19 protein-coding genes are annotated in these 18901 nt (G+C 73.0%); 11 read left to right on the top strand and 8 right to left on the bottom strand.

Going from position 1 to position 18901, the window contains the following annotated elements; genetic code table 11:
- Nucleotides 1-146: 146 nt before the first annotated feature.
- Nucleotides 147-1757 carry an MFS transporter gene (locus ACFVHI_RS10215; RefSeq protein WP_063347351.1) on the bottom strand — a complete coding sequence of 537 codons (1611 nt, stop codon included), beginning with the start codon at nt 1755-1757 and terminating at the stop codon, nt 147-149.
- Nucleotides 1758-2032: 275 nt separating this feature from the next.
- On the opposite strand from ACFVHI_RS10215, the gene panB reads away from it, so the two are divergent.
- From panB to ACFVHI_RS10200, 3 genes are all read left to right on the top strand, one after another.
- Nucleotides 2033-2902, top strand: coding sequence for a 3-methyl-2-oxobutanoate hydroxymethyltransferase (gene panB / locus ACFVHI_RS10210; RefSeq protein WP_380337569.1), 870 nt, complete (start codon nt 2033-2035; stop codon nt 2900-2902).
- Between the two features lie 145 nt (nt 2903-3047).
- Nucleotides 3048-4070 (top strand): ATP-binding cassette domain-containing protein, encoded by a 1023-nt coding sequence (locus tag ACFVHI_RS10205; protein ID WP_380337566.1) that lies wholly within the window; start codon nt 3048-3050, stop codon nt 4068-4070.
- Nucleotides 4067-4879 (top strand): ABC transporter permease, encoded by an 813-nt coding sequence (locus tag ACFVHI_RS10200; protein ID WP_371516742.1) that lies wholly within the window; start codon nt 4067-4069, stop codon nt 4877-4879. Before ACFVHI_RS10205 ends, ACFVHI_RS10200 begins: the two co-directional genes overlap by 4 nt.
- Nucleotides 4880-4987: 108 nt before the next feature.
- Here ACFVHI_RS10200 and ACFVHI_RS10195 read toward each other — a convergent pair whose 3' ends face one another.
- On the bottom strand, nt 4988-8389 hold the full coding sequence (locus ACFVHI_RS10195) for a BTAD domain-containing putative transcriptional regulator (protein ID WP_380337562.1): 3402 nt from the start codon (nt 8387-8389) through the stop codon (nt 4988-4990).
- A 181-nt stretch (nt 8390-8570) separates the two neighbouring features.
- Here ACFVHI_RS10195 and ACFVHI_RS10190 point away from each other — a divergent pair, with 181 nt between their 5' ends.
- Nucleotides 8571-9386 carry a site-2 protease family protein gene (locus ACFVHI_RS10190; RefSeq protein WP_063347356.1) on the top strand — a complete coding sequence of 272 codons (816 nt, stop codon included), beginning with the start codon at nt 8571-8573 and terminating at the stop codon, nt 9384-9386.
- 166 nt (nt 9387-9552) lie between these two features.
- On the opposite strand, the gene ACFVHI_RS10185 is transcribed toward ACFVHI_RS10190, so the two are convergent.
- Both ACFVHI_RS10185 and npdG read right to left on the bottom strand, forming a co-directional pair.
- A complete protein-coding gene (locus ACFVHI_RS10185; RefSeq protein WP_380337559.1) occupies nt 9553-9753 on the bottom strand; it encodes a hypothetical protein in 201 nt (66 codons plus the stop codon).
- Between the two features lie 188 nt (nt 9754-9941).
- Nucleotides 9942-10634, bottom strand: a complete 693-nt coding sequence (npdG, locus tag ACFVHI_RS10180; protein WP_380337556.1) for an NADPH-dependent F420 reductase — start codon at nt 10632-10634, stop codon at nt 9942-9944.
- Nucleotides 10635-10681: 47 nt separating this feature from the next.
- Here npdG and ACFVHI_RS10175 point away from each other — a divergent pair, with 47 nt between their 5' ends.
- Both ACFVHI_RS10175 and ACFVHI_RS10170 read left to right on the top strand, forming a co-directional pair.
- Nucleotides 10682-11287: a hypothetical protein gene (locus tag ACFVHI_RS10175; protein ID WP_380337553.1), complete on the top strand. Its 606-nt coding sequence runs from the start codon at nt 10682-10684 to the stop codon at nt 11285-11287.
- A gap of 126 nt (nt 11288-11413) precedes the next feature.
- Nucleotides 11414-12817: an MFS transporter gene (locus ACFVHI_RS10170; protein ID WP_380337550.1), complete on the top strand. Its 1404-nt coding sequence runs from the start codon at nt 11414-11416 to the stop codon at nt 12815-12817.
- Between the two features lie 57 nt (nt 12818-12874).
- On the opposite strand, the gene ACFVHI_RS10165 is transcribed toward ACFVHI_RS10170, so the two are convergent.
- Nucleotides 12875-13108, bottom strand: coding sequence for a hypothetical protein (locus ACFVHI_RS10165; RefSeq protein ID WP_063347360.1), 234 nt, complete (start codon nt 13106-13108; stop codon nt 12875-12877).
- A gap of 104 nt (nt 13109-13212) precedes the next feature.
- Between ACFVHI_RS10165 and map the strand changes: the two genes are divergently transcribed.
- Nucleotides 13213-14058 carry a type I methionyl aminopeptidase gene (map, locus tag ACFVHI_RS10160; protein WP_063347361.1) on the top strand — a complete coding sequence of 282 codons (846 nt, stop codon included), beginning with the start codon at nt 13213-13215 and terminating at the stop codon, nt 14056-14058.
- A 65-nt stretch (nt 14059-14123) separates the two neighbouring features.
- On the opposite strand, the gene ACFVHI_RS10155 is transcribed toward map, so the two are convergent.
- A complete protein-coding gene (locus ACFVHI_RS10155) occupies nt 14124-14825 on the bottom strand; it encodes a bifunctional DNA primase/polymerase (protein ID WP_063347362.1) in 702 nt (233 codons plus the stop codon).
- 424 nt (nt 14826-15249) lie between these two features.
- Here ACFVHI_RS10155 and ACFVHI_RS10150 point away from each other — a divergent pair, with 424 nt between their 5' ends.
- Both ACFVHI_RS10150 and ACFVHI_RS10145 read left to right on the top strand, forming a co-directional pair.
- On the top strand, nt 15250-15480 hold the full coding sequence (locus ACFVHI_RS10150; protein ID WP_380337546.1) for a hypothetical protein: 231 nt from the start codon (nt 15250-15252) through the stop codon (nt 15478-15480).
- 52 nt (nt 15481-15532) lie between these two features.
- Complete coding sequence (locus tag ACFVHI_RS10145; RefSeq protein WP_063347364.1) at nt 15533-15730, top strand: hypothetical protein; 198 nt, start codon at nt 15533-15535, stop codon at nt 15728-15730.
- A 36-nt stretch (nt 15731-15766) separates the two neighbouring features.
- Here ACFVHI_RS10145 and ACFVHI_RS10140 read toward each other — a convergent pair whose 3' ends face one another.
- Nucleotides 15767-16423, bottom strand: coding sequence for a PadR family transcriptional regulator (locus ACFVHI_RS10140; protein WP_107452848.1), 657 nt, complete (start codon nt 16421-16423; stop codon nt 15767-15769).
- A gap of 187 nt (nt 16424-16610) precedes the next feature.
- On the opposite strand from ACFVHI_RS10140, the gene ACFVHI_RS10135 reads away from it, so the two are divergent.
- Nucleotides 16611-17009: an ACT domain-containing protein gene (locus tag ACFVHI_RS10135; RefSeq protein WP_063347366.1), complete on the top strand. Its 399-nt coding sequence runs from the start codon at nt 16611-16613 to the stop codon at nt 17007-17009.
- A 100-nt stretch (nt 17010-17109) separates the two neighbouring features.
- Nucleotides 17110-17367 carry a hypothetical protein gene (locus ACFVHI_RS10130; protein ID WP_063347367.1) on the top strand — a complete coding sequence of 86 codons (258 nt, stop codon included), beginning with the start codon at nt 17110-17112 and terminating at the stop codon, nt 17365-17367.
- A gap of 255 nt (nt 17368-17622) precedes the next feature.
- Here the strand turns inward: ACFVHI_RS10130 and ACFVHI_RS10125 are convergent, their stop codons facing one another.
- Nucleotides 17623-18837: a DNA cytosine methyltransferase gene (locus ACFVHI_RS10125; RefSeq protein ID WP_380337541.1), complete on the bottom strand. Its 1215-nt coding sequence runs from the start codon at nt 18835-18837 to the stop codon at nt 17623-17625.
- Nucleotides 18838-18901: the final 64 nt, after the last annotated feature.

The following is an 18901-nucleotide window of genomic DNA, read 5'->3' as shown; positions in this document are numbered from 1 at the left end:
TTCCGTTTCCGATGGTGGTCCGTGGACCGGGTTCCGATGGTGGTCCGTGGACCGGGCCGGGTGGCGGCCGCCGTCCTGGACCTCGGCCCTGCCGCCCGGGGGTTCACCCGGGTGACAGGGCCATTGTCGCTCAGTGCGATCGCGGGTCAGGCGTCCGCGGCCACGGCCTTGCGGCTCTGGTCGGGCTGCTCGGCGGCCTTCCCGGCCGGGCCGCCGGGGGCGGCCGACCGGCGCGGCAGCAGGAACCAGGCGATCAGCGCGCCGACCACCGTGATGCCCGCGGAGAGCGAGGCCACCACGTGCATGGCACTGACGAAGGCGTCGTCGGCCGGGCCGATCAGCGCGGCGCCCTTGGGGCCCATCCGCTCGGCGATGGCCAGGGTGGCCTCCAGCGACTCGCCGGCCTTGCCGCGCAGGTCGTCGGGCAGCTGGTTGAGCGTGTCGGCCATGCCGTCGCGGTAGACGGTGGAGAGCACCGCGCCGAGCACGGCGACGCCGAGCGAGCCGCCGACCTGGCGGAAGGTGTTGTTGACGGCCGAGCCCGCGCCGGCCTTCTCGCGGGGCAGCGAGGCCATGATCGCGACGGTGACCGGCGGCATGACGTGCGCCATGCCGGTGCCCATCAGCAGGCCGAGCACGATCAGCACCCAGATCGGCGTGTCGACGCCCAGCAGGGTGTAGCCGACGAAGCCGACCGCGATCAGCAGCATGCCGACGGCGGCGGTGGCGGCGACGCCGAAGCGGTCGACCACCAGCCGGGCCCGCGGCGCGAACAGCAGCTGGGCGACGGCCAGCGGCAGCATCAGCAGGCCGGCCTGGAGCGCGCTGTAGCCGCGCACGCTCTGGATGTAGAAGACGCCGAAGAAGGAGACGCCCATCAGCGCGAAGAAGACCACGCCGACGACCACGACGGAGGCGCTGAACACCTTGTTGCGGAACCAGGTGACGTCCAGCGCGGGGAAGCGGGTGCGGCGCTCGAACCAGACGAAGGCGGCCAGCGCCAGCACGCCGATCAGCGTCGGCACCCAGGCCTCGGCGGCGGTGAAGTCGGCCAGCTCGCCGCCCTTGATGATGCCGTAGATCAGCGCGACCAGGCCGATGATCGACAGCAGCACGCCTATCGGGTCGAGCTTGCCGGGGTTCGGGTCCTTGGACTCGGGCACCAGGACGACCATCGCGATCACCGCGACGATCACGATCGGGACGTTGACCAGGAAGACCGAGCCCCACCAGAAGTGCTCGATCAGCAGGCCGCCGGTGATCGGGCCGATGGCGATGGCCAGGCCGACCGCGCCGGCCCAGATGCCGATCGCCTTGGGCTGCTCGGAGCGCTCGAACACGTTCATGATGATGGCCAGCGTGGCGGGCATCGCGAGCGCGGCGCCGACGCCCATCAGGGCGCGGTAGCCGACGAGTTCACCGGGCGAGGCGGCCAGTGCGGAGAGCAGCGAGGCGATGCCGAAGACCACCATGCCGCCGAGCAGCGCGCGCTTGCGGCCGAAGCGGTCGCCGAGCAGGCCGGAGGTGAAGAGCAGCCCGGCGAACACCAGGGTGTAGGAGTTGATCGACCACTCCAGGTCGCTCTGGCTGGCGCCGAGGCCGACCGGCGCGGGGGTCGCGATGGTCTTCATCGCGACGTTGAGGATCGAGTTGTCGAGGACGACGACGAGCAGGGCGAGCACCAGGGTGCAGAGGATCGCCCAGCGGCGGCGGTGGATGGCTTCCGGCACGCGGGGTGGCGCGGCTGCGGTGGTCATTGGTCTTCCCGTCCGTGGTGGTGTGGCACTGGCGGGCAATTCCGAGCCATGGTCGTCTCGTAACCCCCCGGCACCAGGGTAGCGGCCATTTCGATACGAGACGAATCCGTTTCGTAAAAACGCGGCAAAGCCCGCCGGCCGGCGGCCGGTGTGCCGCAGATCGCACCCGCGCGCCTGCACGCCCCTTTGCGCGCACGCCGGGGCGTGCAAGCATGGAGGTGATCCGGGGACGCCGTACGGCGCCACGAGACGACAACCCTTCAGGAGTCCGTTCGATGAACGCTTCTTCGCCTTCGCCTGCCCAGAACCAGGCGGCGACCGCCACCCTCTACGGCGGGGTCACCAACCGCCGCATCACCGTCCGCGACCTCGCCACCGCCAAACAGCGCGGCGAGAAGTGGTCGATGCTCACCGCCTACGACGCCCTCACCGCCGGGGTGTTCGACGAGGCCGGCATCCCCGTCCTGCTGGTCGGCGACTCCGCCGGCAACTGCCACCTCGGCTACGAGACCACCGTGCCCGTGACCATGGATCAGATGGTGATGCTCTCCGCCGCCGTCGTCCGCGGCACCAAGCGCGCGATGATCGTCGCCGACCTGCCGTTCGGCTCCTACCAGGAGTCCCCCGCGCAGGCCATGCGCAACGCGGCCCGGCTGATGAAGGAGGCCGGGGTCGGCGCGGTCAAGCTGGAGGGCGGGGAGCGCAGCGCCCGCTCGATCGAGCTGCTGGTCGAGGCCGGCGTCCCGGTGATGGCGCACATCGGCCTCACCCCGCAGTCCGTGCACGCCTTCGGCGGCTACCCCGTCCAGGGCCGCGGCGACGAGGCGGCGCACCAGCTGCTGCGCGACGCCAAGGCCGTCCAGCAGTCGGGCGCCTTCGCGGTCGTGCTGGAGGCGGTGCCGGCCGAGCTGGCCGCCCAGGTCACCGAGCAGCTGACCATCCCGACCGTCGGCATCGGCGGCGGGCCCGACACCGACGCCCAGGTCCTGGTCTGGACCGACATGGCCGGCATGACGGCGGGCCGGGTGCCCAGGTTCGTCAAGCAGTACGCCGACCTGCGGACCGTCCTCGGCGACGCCGCCCGCGCGTTCGCCGAGGACGTCCGCGGCGGCGCCTTCCCGGCGGCGGAGCACAGCTTCCACTGACGGCCCCCGACGGCCCCGCTCCCCCGCCCGGGGAGCGGGGCCGCTGTCGTGCCCGCTCCCCCGGTGACAGCGGTCTGACAGCGCAGCGCCTGGCCCGCCCCCCTCATGACAGCCCGCTGACAGCCGGGCCGGACAGCCTGGGGGCATGACACGAATCGCCACCGCCCCGAACGACCGGGGGACCGCCGCGGGCAACGCCGTCGAAGTCCGCGGCATCGTCAAGCACTACGGCACCACCAAGGCCCTCGACGGGGTCGACCTCACCGTCCGCGAGGGCACCGTGCTCGGCGTGCTCGGCCCCAACGGCGCCGGCAAGACCACCCTGGTCCGGGTCCTCTCCACCCTGATCAAGCCCGACGCCGGCACCGCGTTCGTCGGCGGCTACGACGTCCTGCGCCAGCCCAAGCAGCTGCGCCGCACCATCGGCCTCACCGGTCAGTACGCCTCCGTCGACGAACTCCTCTCCGGGTACGAGAACCTGTACCTGATCGGCCAGCTGCTCGACCTCCCCCGCCGCGAGGCCAAGGCCCGGGCCACCGAACTGCTGGAGCGCTTCTCGCTCACCGAGGCCGCCAAGCGGACCGCCAAGACCTACTCCGGCGGCATGCGCCGCCGCCTCGACCTGGCCGCCAGCATGATCGGCCGCCCCAAGGTGCTCTACCTGGACGAACCCACCACCGGCCTCGACCCGCGCACCCGCAACGAGGTCTGGGACGAGGTCCAGCGGATGGTCGCCGAGGGCAGCACCGTGCTGCTCACCACCCAGTACATGGAGGAGGCGGAGCAGCTCGCCGACGAGCTGACCGTCATCGACCGCGGCCGGGTGATCGCCAACGGCGGCGTGGCCGAGCTCAAGGCCAAGGTCGGCGGCCAGACCCTCCAGATCCGCGCCGCCCACCCGGCCGAGCTGCCCGAGATGGCCCGCTGCCTGCACGACCGCGGCATCACCAGCGCCACCGTCTCCACCGACACCGGCCTGCTCGCCGTGCCGATCACCGACGACGAGCAGCTGACCACCGTCATCGGGGTGCTCGGCGGCCGCGGCTTCGCGATAGCCGGCATCGACACCAAGGTGCCCAGCCTCGACGAGGTCTTCCTCGCCATCACCGGCAAGCCCGCCGACACCGCGGACGCCGTCCCCAGCCTCGCCAAGGAGCCCGTCGCATGACCACCGCCACCATCGCCCCCGCCCGGGTGGAGGACTCCCGGATCGGCCTGTCCGGCACCTTCCGCCACGTCGGCGCGCTGACCCGCCGCAACCTGATGCGGATCAAGGCCGACCCGGAGTCGATGTTCGACGCCGTGCTGATGCCGGTCATCTTCACGGTGCTGTTCGTCTACGTCTTCGGCGGCGCCGTCTCCGGCAACCAGGACTCCTACAAGCAGTACATGATCCCCGGCCTGCTCGGGCAGACCGGCCTCACCCTCGCGATGGCCGTCGGCACCGGCCTGAACAGCGACTTCCAGACCGGCGTGATGGACCGCTTCCGGACCCTGCCGATCGGCCGGGCCTCCGTCCTGCTCTCCAAGATGGCCGCCGAGACCTGCCGGGCGCTGCTCTCCTTCGTGATCCTGATCGGCTTCGCGATGTGCATCGGCTTCGAGGTGAAGACCGGTCCGCTGGAGGTCGTGGCCGCGGTCGGCCTGTCGCTGGTGTTCGGCATGTCGATCGTCTGGGTCTCGATGCTGCTGGGCATGGCGCTGCGCAGCGCCCAAGCCGTCCAGGGCGTGGCCATGCTGGTCCTGATGCCGATGCAGTTCGGCAGCTCGATCTTCGCGCCGACCGACACCATGCCGGGCTGGCTCCAGGCCTTCACCAAGGTCAACCCGCTGTCGGCGCTCGCCGACGCCTCCCGCTCCCTGCTCAACGGCCAGGGGCCGCTGGCCCACCCGGTGATGGTCGTGCTGATCTGGTCGGTGGCCACCACCGCGATCTTCGCGCCGCTCGCCGTCGCCCGCTTCCGCAAGCGGACCTGAGAACGGCCGCCGGCCCTCCGCGGGGGAGGGCCGGGGGGCGACCGGCCGGCACCAGGGGACGGGGCCGGCCGACGGAACGGCTGACCGGTGACCAGGGACGGACGCCGGTCAGCCGATCCACTCGTACATCCGCTCCCGGACCTGTTCCGGGGTCAGGCCCTCGCCGGCGGTGTGGGCGGCCTCGAACGCGGCGTCGCCCAGCAGGGCCCGCAGGGAGGCCGCCGCCCGGCCGCGCTCGACGCGGTCCAGGTAGCCGCCCTTCGGGCCGTTCAGCATGTGGTGCGCCCCGTGCAGCACGGTGGCCTGCCGGGCCCGCTCCAGGTCGCCGTCGCGCTCGGCGAAGGAACGCAGCACCCCCACCACCGCGGGCACCACCATGACCGTCATCTGCTCGCCGAAGCCGCTGGTGCTCGCCGTCTGACGGAGCAGCGTCCGCCCCTCGCGCAGTGCCGCGAGCCCCTCGTCCGGCCGGCCTGCCCGGGCGGTGATCCAGCCCCGGGTGGTGGTCAGCATCCCGGTCACGATCCCCGGGGCGAAGCTGCCGACGCTGGTCGCCTCCATCCGGTCCAGCTCGGCCAGCGCCTGCTCGTGCTCGCCGCGCAGCATGTGGACGCCGCAGAGCGTGAGGCCGCCGAACAGCAGCGCGCCGGTGGAGGAGTGGTCCGCGCTGTGGGAGTCCAGCCCGGCCAGCGCCTCCCGGATGATCCGCTCGCCGTGCTCCATGTCCTGCTCCAGCAGGGCGGAGCCGAGGTTCACCCGCAGCATCGGCACCTCGTGCGGTGTCCCCAGCTCCTCGGCCAGCTCGATCGCCCGCTCGTACGCTGCGGCGGCGGCCGCCGGATCGCCCCGGTTGGCCAGCGACTCGCCCTGGGCCGCCAGCGCCTGGGAGACCCCCCAGAGGTTGCCGGCCCGCTCGTACAGCTCCAGGGAGCGCGCGCCGTCCAGGATTCCCTGGTCGGCCCCGCCCGGCCAGTCGTTCAGCATCTTGGCCCGGAGCTGCAGGATGAACGCGAGGTCGTTCGGCCCGCCGTGCTCCTCGCAGCCGCGGACGGCGTCGTCCAGCAGGCTCTTCATCAGCTCCAGCCGGCCGGCCAGGAACGCCCCGAACACCCGTATCAGGCCCGGGAACCGGTAGGCCTGCGGCAGCTCCGGGGTGTAGACGTCCAGCAGCTGTTCCGCGACGGCGATCGCCACCGGGTTGCCGAGCACGTCCAGGTTCCCCTCGAACATGCCCATCAGCCGGTACATCGCGAGCAGTCGGCGGGCCTCCTCGACGACCCCTTCGGGCATCGGCAGGCCGTAGGAGAGCACGTCCCGCTCCAGCGGTACGGGCGGCTGCGGGCCGAACGGATCCGGCCCGAGCGCCGCGACGGCGTCGTACCAGCCGCGGGCCTCCATGCTGTAGCCGCGCAGCGACCAGTACCAGCTCATGCCGAGGGTGAGGACCAGCGACTGCTGCTCGTCCCCGAGGTCGATGGCGCGCCTCAGCGCGGCCCGGACGTTGTCCAGCTCGCGCTCCAGCACCGTCAGCCAGTGCAGCTGCTGGGGGCCGTGCATGTTCAGGAAGGCGGTGGCGACGACGCTCCGGAAGTGCGCCAGGTGGCGGGCCCCGGTCGCGTCGCGCTCCTCCTCGGACTCGGCGAGGCGCTCGGTCGCGTACTCGTGGATGGTCTCCAACATCCGGTAGCGCGGCAGGCTGCCGTCGTCCAGGTCGGCGACCAGCAGGGACTTGTCGACCAGCGACAGCAGCAGGTCGGCGACCTCCCCGCCGACCACCTCGGTGCCGTCGGCGCAGATCGCCTCGGCGTCCTCCAGCTGCCAGCCGCCGGCGAACACCGAGAGCCGGCGCAGCACCGCCCGTTCGCGCTTGCCCAGCAGGTCCCAGCTCCAGTCGACCACCGCGCGCAGGGTCTGCTGGCGCGGCAGCAGGGTGCGGCTGCCCGCGGTGAGCAGGGCGAACCGGCCGTCCAGGCGGTCGGCGATCTGGCGCGCCGTCATCACCCGCAGCCGGGCGGCGGCGAGTTCGATGGCCAGCGGCAGGCCGTCCAGGCGGCGGCAGATCTCGGCGCAGGCCGCCGGGTCGGTGTCCGGGTCGAAGCCGGGGCGGGCGGCGGTGGCGCGCTCGGTGAGCAGGCGCAGCGCCACCGGGTCGGGCAGCGGCTCGACCGGCAGCACGGTCTCGCCGGGCACGCCGAGCGGCTCCCGGCTGGTGGCGAGCACGGTCAGTTCGGGGCACTCGGCGAGCAGGACGTCGGCGAGGTCGGCGGCGGCCTGGATCAGGTGCTCGCAGTTGTCCAGGACGAGCAGCATCCGACGGTGGCCGCAGTGCTCGACCAGCCGGCGCACCGGGTCCTCGGCGCGCTTCTCGATCACCTCGGCGACCATGCCGCCGCTGTGCAGCACGATCTCGCGCAGGCCGAGTGCGGAGACCACGGCGGCGGGCACCGCGTCCGGGCTCTCCAGCGGGGCGAGTTCGGCCACCCAGACGCCGTCCGGCCAGTGCCCGGCGGACTGCTCGGCGCGGCCTGCCTCGATCGAGAGCCTGGTCTTGCCGGAGCCGCCGGGGCCGGTCAGGGTGATCAGCCGACTGTTCGTCAACGTTCCGCGCAGCGCGGCGAGATCGCCCTCGCGGCCGACGAAGCTGGTCAGCCGGCCGCGCAGGTTGCCGCCGACGCGCGGGGGCTGGAGCGCCCCGGACCGTTCGGCGACCGGCGGGGCCGGTATGGGCTCCGGCGCGGGGGCGGTCGACGCGGGGGCGGGCGCGGTCGGCGCGGGCGCGGGGGCCGGTTCGGCCTCGGCCGGGGTCAGCAACGTGGCGTACAGGGCCTGGAGTTGGCGCCCCGGGTCGACGCCGAGCTCCTCGGCGAGGGCGCGCCTGGTCCGCTCGTAGTGGCGCAGCGCCTCGGCGGTGCGGCCGCTCTCGTGCAGCGCCCGGATCATCAGCTGCTGCAACGGCTCGTCCAGCGGCTGCCGTTCGCAGAGCTCGGTGAGTTCGGCGACCAGTTCGGCGGCCCGGCCGAGCCCGAGCTCGGCGGTGATCCGGTGGCGGCGGGCCTCCTCGCGCTGGGTCTCCAGCCGGGCGGCCGGGCCGCTGCGGTCCGGCAGGTCGGCCAGGGCGGGGCCGCGCCACAGCGCCAGGGCGGCGCGCAGCCGGTCGGCGGCGAGCGCGTGGTCCCCGGTGTCGAGGGCGCGGCGGCCTTCGGCGCCGAGCCGCTGGAACTCGGCGAGGTCGGTGGCCGGGTCGGTCAGCCAGTACCCGGCCGGGCCGGAGCCGATCTCGTCCCGGCCGACGGTCCGGCGCAGCCGGCCGACCAGGGTCTGGAGCGCGGCGGAGGAGTCCTGGGGCGGCTCGGCCTCCCACACCTCGTCCACCAGCAGGTCGGCGGGCACCGGGCGGCCCTGCCGGAGGGCGAGCGCGGTGAGCAGTGCCCGCAGCCGGGCGCCGCCTAGCGGCACCGGGGTGCCGTCGTCGTGGTGAGCCGTCGTGGTCCCGAGGATGCCGTAGTACACCGGTCCATTCTGGTCGATGGGCGGCGCTCGGGGCGCACAATTGTCCAGGGGTCCCTCACCGGCGGCGGAACCCGGACGGGGCCCTCGGACGTTCACCCGGGACGGCTTGTCCGGTCACCGGCCCGCCCGGCATGATCGATCCCCTGCCCGCTTTTCCTCGGACACCCGGAGCACCCACACCATGACCTTCGCCGCCACGCAGCGCTCACGCAGCGAGGACCGCCGGATCAGCCCGGTGTTCTGGGTGCTCCTCGCCGTCCTCGCCACCTCCGGCTGGGCGGTGTACTCGGGCTACGGGAACGCCTCGTTCGGGGTGTTCCTGTTCGTGGTGGCGGGCTGGATGGTCTCGCTGTGCCTGCACGAGTACGCGCACGCCCGCACCGCGCTGCACGGCGGCGACATCAGCGTCGGCGCCAAGGGCTACCTCACGCTCAACCCGCTGAAGTACACCAACGTGCTGCTCAGCTTCGTGCTGCCGATCGTGTTCGTGATCATGGGCGGCATCGGCCTGCCCGGCGGCTCGGTCTGGATCGAGCGGGACCGGATCCAGGGCCGACTCAAGCACAGCCTGATCTCGGCGGCCGGGCCGCTGGTGAACGTGGTGTGCGCGGCCCTGCTGCTGGTCCCGATCGGCGCCGGCTGGCTGGACGACCCGACGGTGCACGCGGTCTGGAACGGCTACGAGCTGAACGTCTCGCCGTTCGCGGCCGCGCTCGGCTTCCTCGGCCTGCTCCAGCTCAGCGCCGCCCTGCTGAACCTGCTGCCGGTGCCCGGCCTGGACGGCTACGGGATCGTCGAGCCCTGGCTGTCCTACAAGACCCGGCGCGCGGTCGAGCCGTTCGCGCCGTACGGGCTGCTGGCCGTGTTCGCGCTGCTGTGGCAGCCCGAGGTGAACTCGTTCTTCTTCGGGGTCATCCACGACCTGATGAGCCTGTTCGGCGTGGACCAGGACTACGCGACGCTCGGCCGGTACCTGTTCAGCTTCTGGAAGAACTAGTCGGCTAGGGGCTCTCTTTCGGATCACGTCGGATCAGCGCGCGGCGTCGGAGTGCGTGCATCGCAAGGCGGAGGAGGGAGTCCATGCGGAGTATCGGCGACCGACGACAACGCGGCGAGGTGCGTGCTCCGGCGTCGCGCGCCCGGCGTGATCCGAAAGAGAGCCCCTAGCCCTGCTCGGCTGCCGCAGCGGCGGCCGAGGCCTCGGCGATCTTCGCGCGGCGGCGGTTCATCCAGAGCACGTTGCTCGCCACACCGGCCATCGGGAGCCAGATCAGGCCCAGCCAGAAGCCCTGGGTCAGCGAGACCACGGCGGCCGCCAGCGCGAGGACGACGACGATCAGGGCGAAGAGGGACGTGCGGGGCATGGCGGGAGGCTCCTAGGGCCGGGTGCGGTCGGCCGGGTTGCGGCCGCACCCATTGTCGCCGACCTCACCTCCGGAACTGGTCCAGGGGTGAGGCCGACACGGCTCGACCGGATCTCGGGCGGCCGGTCCCGAACGGTCCGGTCCCAGACGGTCCGGTCTCAAACGGTCCGCTCTCAGACGGTCCGGTCTCAGACGTCCGTCACCCGCAGGCCCGCGTGGGCCTTGTAGCGGCGGTTGACCGAGATCAGGTTGGCCACCAGCGACTCCACCTGGTGCGCGTTGCGCAGCCGGCCAGCGAAGATCCCCCGCATGCCGGGGATCCGGCCGGCCAGCGCCTGCACGATGTCGGTGGCGGCCCGCTCCTCGCCGAGCACCATGACGTCGGTGTCGATCTGCTCCACCGACTCGTCCTGGAGCAGCACCGCCGAGAGGTGGTGGAAGGCGGCGGTGACCCGGGAGTCCGGCAGCAGCGCGGCGGCCTGCTGGGCGGCGCTGCCCTCCTCCGGCTTCAGCGCGTACGCGCCCTGCTTGTCGAAGCCGAGCGGGTTGACGCAGTCGACCACGATCTTGCCGGCCAGTTCCTCGCGCAGGGCGGTCAGGGTCGCGGCGTGCCCGTCCCAGGGCACCGCGACGATCACCACGTCGCTCTCCCGGGCGGCGGTGGCGTTGTCGGCGCCACGCACGCCGCGGCCCAGTTCGGCGGCGGAGGCCTCGGCCCGGGCCGCGTCGCGCGAGCCGATGATCACCTGCTGGCCGGACTTGGCCAGTCGCAGGGCCAGGCCGCGCCCCTGGTCGCCGGTGCCGCCGAGGACACCGACCACCAGCTGTGAGACGTCCGGCAGTTCGTGGGCCGGGTTTGTCGCTGAATCGAGGGAAGTCATGGGCCGATCCTGTCAAACCCCCGGCCGGACGCGACATTCTGGGCCGCATGGACGCGGTGAGAGTTTCGGCACTCCGGCAGCACCTGGCGGGCACCGGCTGGCTGGAGGCGGTCGGCGGCTTCGCCGGATCGCTGCGGCGCTCGGTGTCGCGGCGCACGGCCGGCGAGCTGCTGCTGGTCGGCACCGAGGCGTACGAGCCCTGGCATCTGGCCGCGCACCTGGCGGACGAGGCCGCCTGGTCGGCCGTCCCCCGACTGGTGCCCACCCTGCTGCGGCACGCTCCGCCGGCCGGCGCCCCGTCGCACCTCGCGCACGGCCTGCGCCGGCTCACCGGGGCCGGGCGCGGCGCCACCGTCCTGGTGGTGGCGCCGGAGGCGGCCGGCCCGACACTGCTGGAACGGGTGCAGGACGCCCGCCGGCACGGCGCGACCGTGCTCGCACTGGACGGCGCCGCCCCCGCCGAGCCGGGCGACCTCGGCGGGCTCGCGCACGAGCGGCTCGCCGTCGGCACCGCCGACGAGCAGCCCTTCGACCTCGCCCAGCACCTGGTCAGCGCCGCCGCCGGGCGGCCCCCGGGCCGCCGCACCGCGCTGGACCGGCTCGCCGAACTCGCCGGCCGGCTGACCGTACCGCCCGCGATCAGCCGCTGGTAGCCCGGCCCGCCCCGGCCCACCCCACCCCGGCCCGACCGTGACGGCCGGACGCCGACCATGACGGCCGTGTGCCGGGCTGAAAAACCCTTTGCGAACCCGGCGGCCCGCGTTCGAGGATGCTGGTTCGTGAACGACGACGAACCCCCGCATCCCCCCGGCACCTCCGGACGGTCTCGCACGCTGCTGCGCTCGCTCGCGCCCGACCTCTCGCCCTGGCGCGCCTCCCGCGACTTCCGCTTCCTCTGGCTCTCCGGCTGCGTCACCAGCTTCGGCAGCTACCTGACCTACGTCGCCGTGCCGATGCAGATCAAGGAACTGACCGGATCCTCCTTCGCGGTCGGCCTGATCGGCGCCTTCGAGCTCGTCCCGCTGATCGTCTTCGGCCTGTGGGGCGGCGCCCTCGCCGACGCCCTGGACCGCCGGAAGCTGGTACTGCGCGCCGAGGCCGGGCTGGGCCTGCTCGCCGGCCTGCTGCTGCTCAACGCGCTGCTGCCGTCCCCGCTGCTCTGGCCGATCTACCTGGTCGCCGCGCTGGTCGCGGCCTGCGACGGGTTGCAGCGCCCGGCCCTGGACTCGCTCACCCCGCGGATCGTCCCGCACCAGCACCTGACCGCCGCGTTCGCCCTCAACTCCCTGTACCGCAACGCCGCTTCGGTGGCCGGGCCGGCGCTGGCCGGCGTCGTGGTGGCGTTCTCCGGGGTGGGGACGGCGTACGCGCTGGACGTGCTCACCTTCGCCGCCTCGTTGCTGCTGCTCGTCCGGATCCGCGCGGTGCCGCCGGCCACCGGCGCCGAGCGGCCGTCGGTGCGGGCGGTGCTCACCGGCGTCCGGTACGCGTGGAGCCGCAAGGACCTGCTCGGCACCTACACGATCGACCTCTGCGCGATGCTGTTCGCCTTCCCGGTGGCCGTCTTCCCCTTCCTGGCCTCCGAGTTGGGCGCGGACTGGGCGCTCGGCCCGATGTACGCGGCCTCCGCGGCCGGCGCCCTGCTGGTCGGGGCGACCAGCGGCTGGACGTCCCGGATCCACCGGCACGGCCGGCTGCTGGTGGTCGCCGCCGTCGGCTGGGGCGCGGCCATGGCCATGGCCGGCCTGTCCGGGAGCATCTGGCTGGTGCTGCTCGGCCTGGCGCTGGCCGGCGGCGCCGACGAGATCAGCGGGCTGGCCCGCTCGACCATGTGGAACCAGTCCATCCCGGACGAGGTGCGCGGCCGGATGGCCGGCGTCGAACTGCTCAGCTACTCCGTCGGCCCCCAGCTCGGCCAGGTCCGGGCCGGCACCATGGCCGGGCTGGTCGGCGTCCGCGCCGCCGTCTGGAGCGGCGGTCTGATCTGCGTCGTCGCCGTCCTCGCGGTGGCCGCCGCGCTGCCCAAGCTGCTCGCCTACGACGACCGCACCGACCCGCACACCGCCGCCGTCCGCGCCGGGCACGAGCGCGCGGAGCGCGAGCGGGAACAGCAGCGCGAGCGGGGGCAGCAGCGCGAGCGGGGGCAGCAAGGCGAACGGGAGGCCGCCGCGGCGACGGACTGACGGCGACTTGCTGACGGCGCCGGCTTGACGGCGAAAAGCCGGACGCCGCCCCGGCCGCTACTCGCCGCCGCCGTCCTTCGGCGTGTCGTTCCAGCGCTCGTCCCCCTGCCGCCACTCCCGGTTGCGCTCGTCGGCGAGTTGCAGGGCGTGCGCGGCCTCCTCCGGGCTGTCGTACGGGCCGAGGCGGTCCTTGGCGGGGCACTCCGGCCCCTCCTCGACCTTGCCGTGCTTGATGCAGTAGAACCACTCGCCGGGCTTTCCGGTCGGCTTGCGGTGGAATCCCAGGGGCATGGTGCCCTCCCGTCGACGCGTTGGGGTCGTACCGATCATTCCCCGGCCGGGGCCTCCGCGCACACCGCCCGGGCGCGCCGGGGGCGGCCGTTAGACTCGCGGCCATGGCTCTCGTACCCGGCATCCAGTCCCCCACCCGCAAGGTCCCGGCGCACATCGCGCGCCCCGAGTACGTCGGGCGGCCCGCCCCGACGCCGTACACCGGGCCCGAGGTGCAGACCGCCGAGACGATCGAGAAGATGCGGATCGCGAGCCGGATCGCCGCCCAGGCGATGGCGGAGGCCGCCAAGCTGATCGCCCCCGGCGTCACCACCGACGCACTGGACGCCGTCGCCCACACCTACATGTGCGACCACGACGCGTACCCGTCCGACCTCGGCTACCGCGGCTTCCCCAAGTCGGTCTGCACCTCGATCAACGAGGTGATCTGCCACGGCATCCCGGACTCGACCGTGCTCCAGGACGGCGACATCGTCAACATCGACGCCACCGCGTACATCCACGGGGTGCACGGCGACCTCAACGCCACCTACCTGGTCGGCGACGTCGACGAGGAGTCCCGGCTGCTGGTCGAGCGGACCCGCGAATCCCTCAACCGGGCGATCAAGGCCGTCAAGCCCGGCCGTCAGATCAACGTGATCGGGCGGGTCATCGAGTCCTACGCCAAGCGCTTCGACTACGGCGTGGTGCGGGACTTCACCGGGCACGGCATCAACACGTCGTTCCACTCCGGCCTGATCATCCCGCACTACGACAGCGAGCGGGCCACCGAGGTGATCAAGCCGGGGATGACCTTCACCATCGAGCCGATGCTCACCCTGGGCACCTACGACTACGAGATCTGGCCGGACGGCTGGACGGTCGTCACCAAGGACCGCAAGCGCACCGCCCAGTTCGAGCACACCCTGGTGGTCACGGCGGACGGCGCGGAGGTCCTCACCCTGCCGTGACCCCGGCCGGGCGCCGGGCGGCCCCGGGAAAACCGCCGAGCCGCCGAGCCGCCGCGGGCGCCGGTTCAGCCGATGAGCCACTGCTCCTCGGCGACGGCGCCCACCTCGGTGCAGGCGTCGGTGAGCACGTCCAGGACGCGCAGCGGGTCCGGCAGCGGCTGCTCGGGCCCGCGCAGCCACCGCACCTGCGAGCCGTCCGGCAGCGCGGCCGGCGGCAGCAGGGTGTACGAGCCGCGGCAGTGCCAGCGCAGGCCGGGGTGCTCGGACATGGTGTCCGGGGTGGAGTCGAGGACGCTCGGCCACCACTCGTCCTCGTCCTGCGGGGTGCCCCGGGTGGCGGTGAAGAACAGGTAGCGGTCCTCGCCGACGGCGGCGACCGGGCCCTCGACGCCCCGCTCGGTCAGCCGTTCCAGGGCCAGCCGGCCGGCCTCGACCGGGACGTCCAGCACGTCGTGGGCGCGCCCGGTGGCGGTGATGAAGTTGGTCTGCGGATCGCGGGCGAGCCAGCGGGCGAGCTGCTCGGGATCGGTCGTGGCCTGGGTCTGCCAGGCGAAGGAGACCGGGTGCTGGGCGGGGGCCGGACATGCCACCCGGTCGCAGGAACAGCGGTAGCCGGCCGGATGCGCGGCCGGCGCGAGCGGGAATCCGGCGCGCACCGCGCCGAGCAGCTGATCGAGTCGGGCGGCGGGGCCGTCCACGTCACCCGACCGGGCCCGCTGACGCTCACGCTTCTGCCACCAGGTCGTCCACCTGCCGCCGGCTTCCATCGGGCCCCTTCCGCGCACTGCCGTACCTGGTGCGGCACAGCGTTCGACGTACCACTCCGACGCAACGCACAGCGCCCCCCGCTGCTTCCCGGGGCGGTGCTCGGCCCTGCTGTCCACGCCCTGCCGACCGGGAACCGGGGTCACCGGAGGGCCGACGCCCGGGTCACGGTACGCAGTCGCGGCAGCACGCTGTCCGCGCCAGGTCGGCCGGAGGGCGCGCGGATCCGCGCCCTGCCCGGCCCGTACGGGGCCCGCTGACCCGGGTGAACCCCGGGGGCGTAACAGGAAGGATAAGGGTGCGCGGGGCCTCCGGATGACCGGGGGCGGTGCCTCTCCGGTCACACTCCCCGCACCCGGCAGGATCCGCCGGACGGGCCCCGGGCGTGTGCGCCGGTCACCCGTGCGGAGGTGAGACCCTGGTGGGGTGAAGAGCGCGGACACCGAATTCATCGGCGGCCCCCTGGACGGCCGCATCCTCCCCATCCCGCTGGGGCCGATGTTCGGCGTGCCGAAGACCTACAAGGTGCCGGTCCCCGCGCACGGCGACTCCCCCGCGCGCACACTGGTGTACGTCCGGTCCAAGCAGGTGCGGGGCATCAGCTGGCACTGGCGCTACGAGTTCGACGAGGCGGCCACCGCCCGCGCGTCCGGCTGACGGCCGCGCCGCCCGCACCGGCCGCCGCCCCCAGCCTCCCCGGGAGGACGGCATGGCGAGAACGGCACGGCACCCCCGCAGCCGCCCCCAGGCGGTCGCGCACCACAACCGGCAGGTCGCCGGCGTCACCGGGGCGCTGCTGGTGGCGGTGTGCGTCTACACCGTGGTGATCGGCCCGAACGGCTGGCTCTGGTTCGGCTGGGCGGTGCTGCTGCTCGCCTGCGTGGCCCTGTTCACGGTCCACCCCTGAGCAGCCGCACCGCCTGTGCCCAGCCCCCCACGCCGGTCAGTCCTCCTCGGCGAGGATCAGGTAGAGCTTCTTGCGCGCCTCGGTGAGCACTGCCAGGCCCTTGGCGCGCTGCGCCTCGGTGCCCGTCGCCATCACCTGGCGGATCGCCTGGTCGACCGCGGCCAGCGCCTGGCCGACCTCCTGGACGGCCTCCCAGTCGACCTCCCGGCCGGCCTCCGCCCACGGCTCGGCGGGCCCCGCCTCGGCCTCGGCCCGGCCCGCCTCGGTGAGCGACACCAGCCGCTTGCCGCCGACCTCCTCCGCGGTGATCAGGCCCTCCTCCTCCAGCAGTTGGAGGTTGGGGTAGATCGAGCCCGGGCTGGGCCGCCAGGCCCCACCCGTCCGCTCGGAGATCTCGGCGATCATCTCGTAGCCGTGCATCGGCCGCTCCTTGAGCAGCGCCAGCAGCGAGGCCCTGACGTCCCCGCGCCGCGCCCGGCCGCCACGCCGCCCGTGCGGACCGCCGCGGCGCCCGCCGTGCCCGCCGAAGCCGTGCCCGAACGGACCGCCCATCGGCCGCCCGGGGCCACCGCCGCCGAACGGCGGCGGGCCGAAGCCGCCGAAGGCCTCCCGGCCCTCGAACTCCCGCCCTTCGAAGTCCGGCCCCGGCCCGCGGCGCCAGCCACCGCGCGGACCCTCGCCGCTGAACCGCATTCCCGGATTTCCTCGGTTTCCTGAGCGCATGGCGCTCACCTCCTCGTTCACCGAGCCAGTCGAGTTACTGTCTCGATAGCTCGACGATATATCGGCGACTGTCGCTCGTCAACGGATTCCGACACGAACGGCGCACCGGCGCCCCACCCCACCGCCCAGGCCCCGTCCGGCCGCTACGGTGACGGGCATGGCCGGTGAACGAGACCTCGCGAAGCTGCTGCACGGGATGCGCCCGCTGCTCAACCCGGGGCGGTACGTGTACTGCACGCTGCCCGCCAAGGTGCCCGCGGGCATGCGGCCGGTGGTGACCGTCGCCGAACCCGAAGGGGTCACGGTCGTCGTCGCCCAGGAGGAGGCCGACGCACTCGGGCTGCGCTACGAGTACGTGGCCGCCTGGATCACCCTGCAGATCCACTCCGCCCTGGAGGCCGTCGGCCTCACCGCGGCCGTCGCCGGGCGCCTCGCCGAGGAGGGGATCAGCTGCAACGTGGTGGCCGGCTTCCACCACGACCACCTGTTCGTCACCGCCGACGACGCCGACCGCGCCGTCCGGGCCCTGGAGGAACTGGCCGGCCGCTCCGCCTGACGACGCCGCCGAGTGGCCGCCCCCGCACGGCCCTCCGACACTGGGAACGGCTGCCCGGCCACCCCGGCCGGCGGGCCCCCACCGGAAGGAGACGGCCGCCATGGCCACCTGCGTCACCTGCGGCAACGACTACTGGCTCGCCTTCGAGATCAAGACCATCACCGGCGACACCTACACCTTCGACAGCTTCGAGTGCGCGATGGAGAAGCTCGCGCCGCGCTGCGAGCAGTGCCAGGTCCGCATCGTCGGCCACGGCGTCGAAGTGGCCGGCCGCTTCTTCTGCTGCGCCAACTGCGCCCGCGTCAACGGCGGCCTCGGCGACCAGATCCGCGACGCCGTCGGCGCCCGCCCCGCGTAACGGCAGGCAAGCGGAACAGTCGGCCTGTACCCCCGGTTCTGTCTCCCGAGCCGCTCGCGCGACCGGGGCGGCCCCACGACAAAGGCCCCCTGACCTGCGGCTTCGCAGATCAGGGGGCCTCAGTCAAGCTAGGGCGGCGGAAGAGTCGGCCTGTACGCCGGGTTCTGTCTCCCGGGGTCGTCTGCTTGGCTCAGGTCCGGCCAACGGGGACCGAACGGCTCTCAGGCCTGCAGCCAGGCAGGATGACGCCGCGGATCAGACCTCCTCGGGCCCGAGCTTCCGCAGGTACTCGTCGATCGCCTTGCCGATTGCCGATCCGAGCCCGACCGGCACGGCATTGCCGATTTGACGGGCGATCTGGATCTTGGAACCGTGCCAGACGAAATCCCTGGGAAAGCCCTGGATCAACGCCGCCTCGTAGTGGGTGATCGGTCGGTCCGCCACCGGGTGCAGGTAACGCCCCTTCTCCGGCTTGTAGAACTCGGTACGGATGGTCACCGAGGGCCGATCGGCGTGCAGCCGTCCCATCACGTCGCCCGAACCGTTGTTGTGCCGATCCCAGCTCTCCGTCGAGAGCGGGGTCGCCTTTCCGTCGATGACGGCGGTCTTGTCCCGCAGGTTCTTACGGTTGCCTCCGGCCGGAATCGCGGCGTACCGCGCGATCGAGAGCGGACGCGGTTCCCGACCGATGTGCAGTTCGGTGGTCCGGTACGGCCCCGGAACACCGCCGTCCGCCGCCGCCCGGTCGGGCAGGTCGATCCCGTCCACGGTCTTGGCGACGTGGTCGAAAACGGCCTCCTGAACCGTGCGCCAGAGCGGGCGGCCCGTGAGGTCGGGCTCCCGGACGTGGGTGGCTGACGGATGACTCAGCGGCCGCTTGCCGGGGTGTCGTCGGATCACGTCCTTGCGGGTGCCGATCACGATGGTCCGGCGGCGCGCCTGGGGCACCCCGTAGTCGGCCGCGTTGAGCACGGCGGGGACGATCTCGTAGTCCCCCAACCGATCGTCATCGAGCGCCCTCTTCAAGTCGGCGAACTGTGGCGAGCGCATGAAACGGTCGACGTTCTCGATGATGAAGATCTTCGGTCGGACCAGCCCGACAACGCGCACATACTCCTTCCACAGAAGGTTGCGCGGATCGTCCGGGTCCTCCTTGCCCAGGCCCGAGAACCCCTGGCAGGGCGGACCCCCCACGATCACGTCGGCGTTCAGAACCTCCTCAGGAGGCAACCAACCGGTGATGTCGACGTTGGCGACGTGCCCACCGAAGTTCGCCGCGTAGGTCGCCGCGGCCGCGGCATCGAATTCGACCGCCGCGACGCTGCGGAACGGGCTGCTCTCCGCGCCTTCCGGCCGGTAGCTCTTCGTGAGTCCTGCGGTGAACCCTCCCGCACCTGCGAAAAGATCCACCACGGTGAGCTCACGGGCGGAGCCGTCGTGGTCGGTGAGGTCAGAGTCACGGATGGGCATGGTGTCGGATTCTACTTTGCGATCAAGGCGGTCGGCCCGCCGTACGGGTGTTCCGGCGTCTGCT

This window comes from Kitasatospora sp. NPDC127121 (genome assembly GCF_042677305.1).
In the GTDB taxonomy this organism is placed as follows: domain Bacteria; phylum Actinomycetota; class Actinomycetes; order Streptomycetales; family Streptomycetaceae; genus Kitasatospora.
Note: the sequence above shows the minus strand (reverse complement) of the source record. Positions and strands in the feature narration are given on the sequence as shown.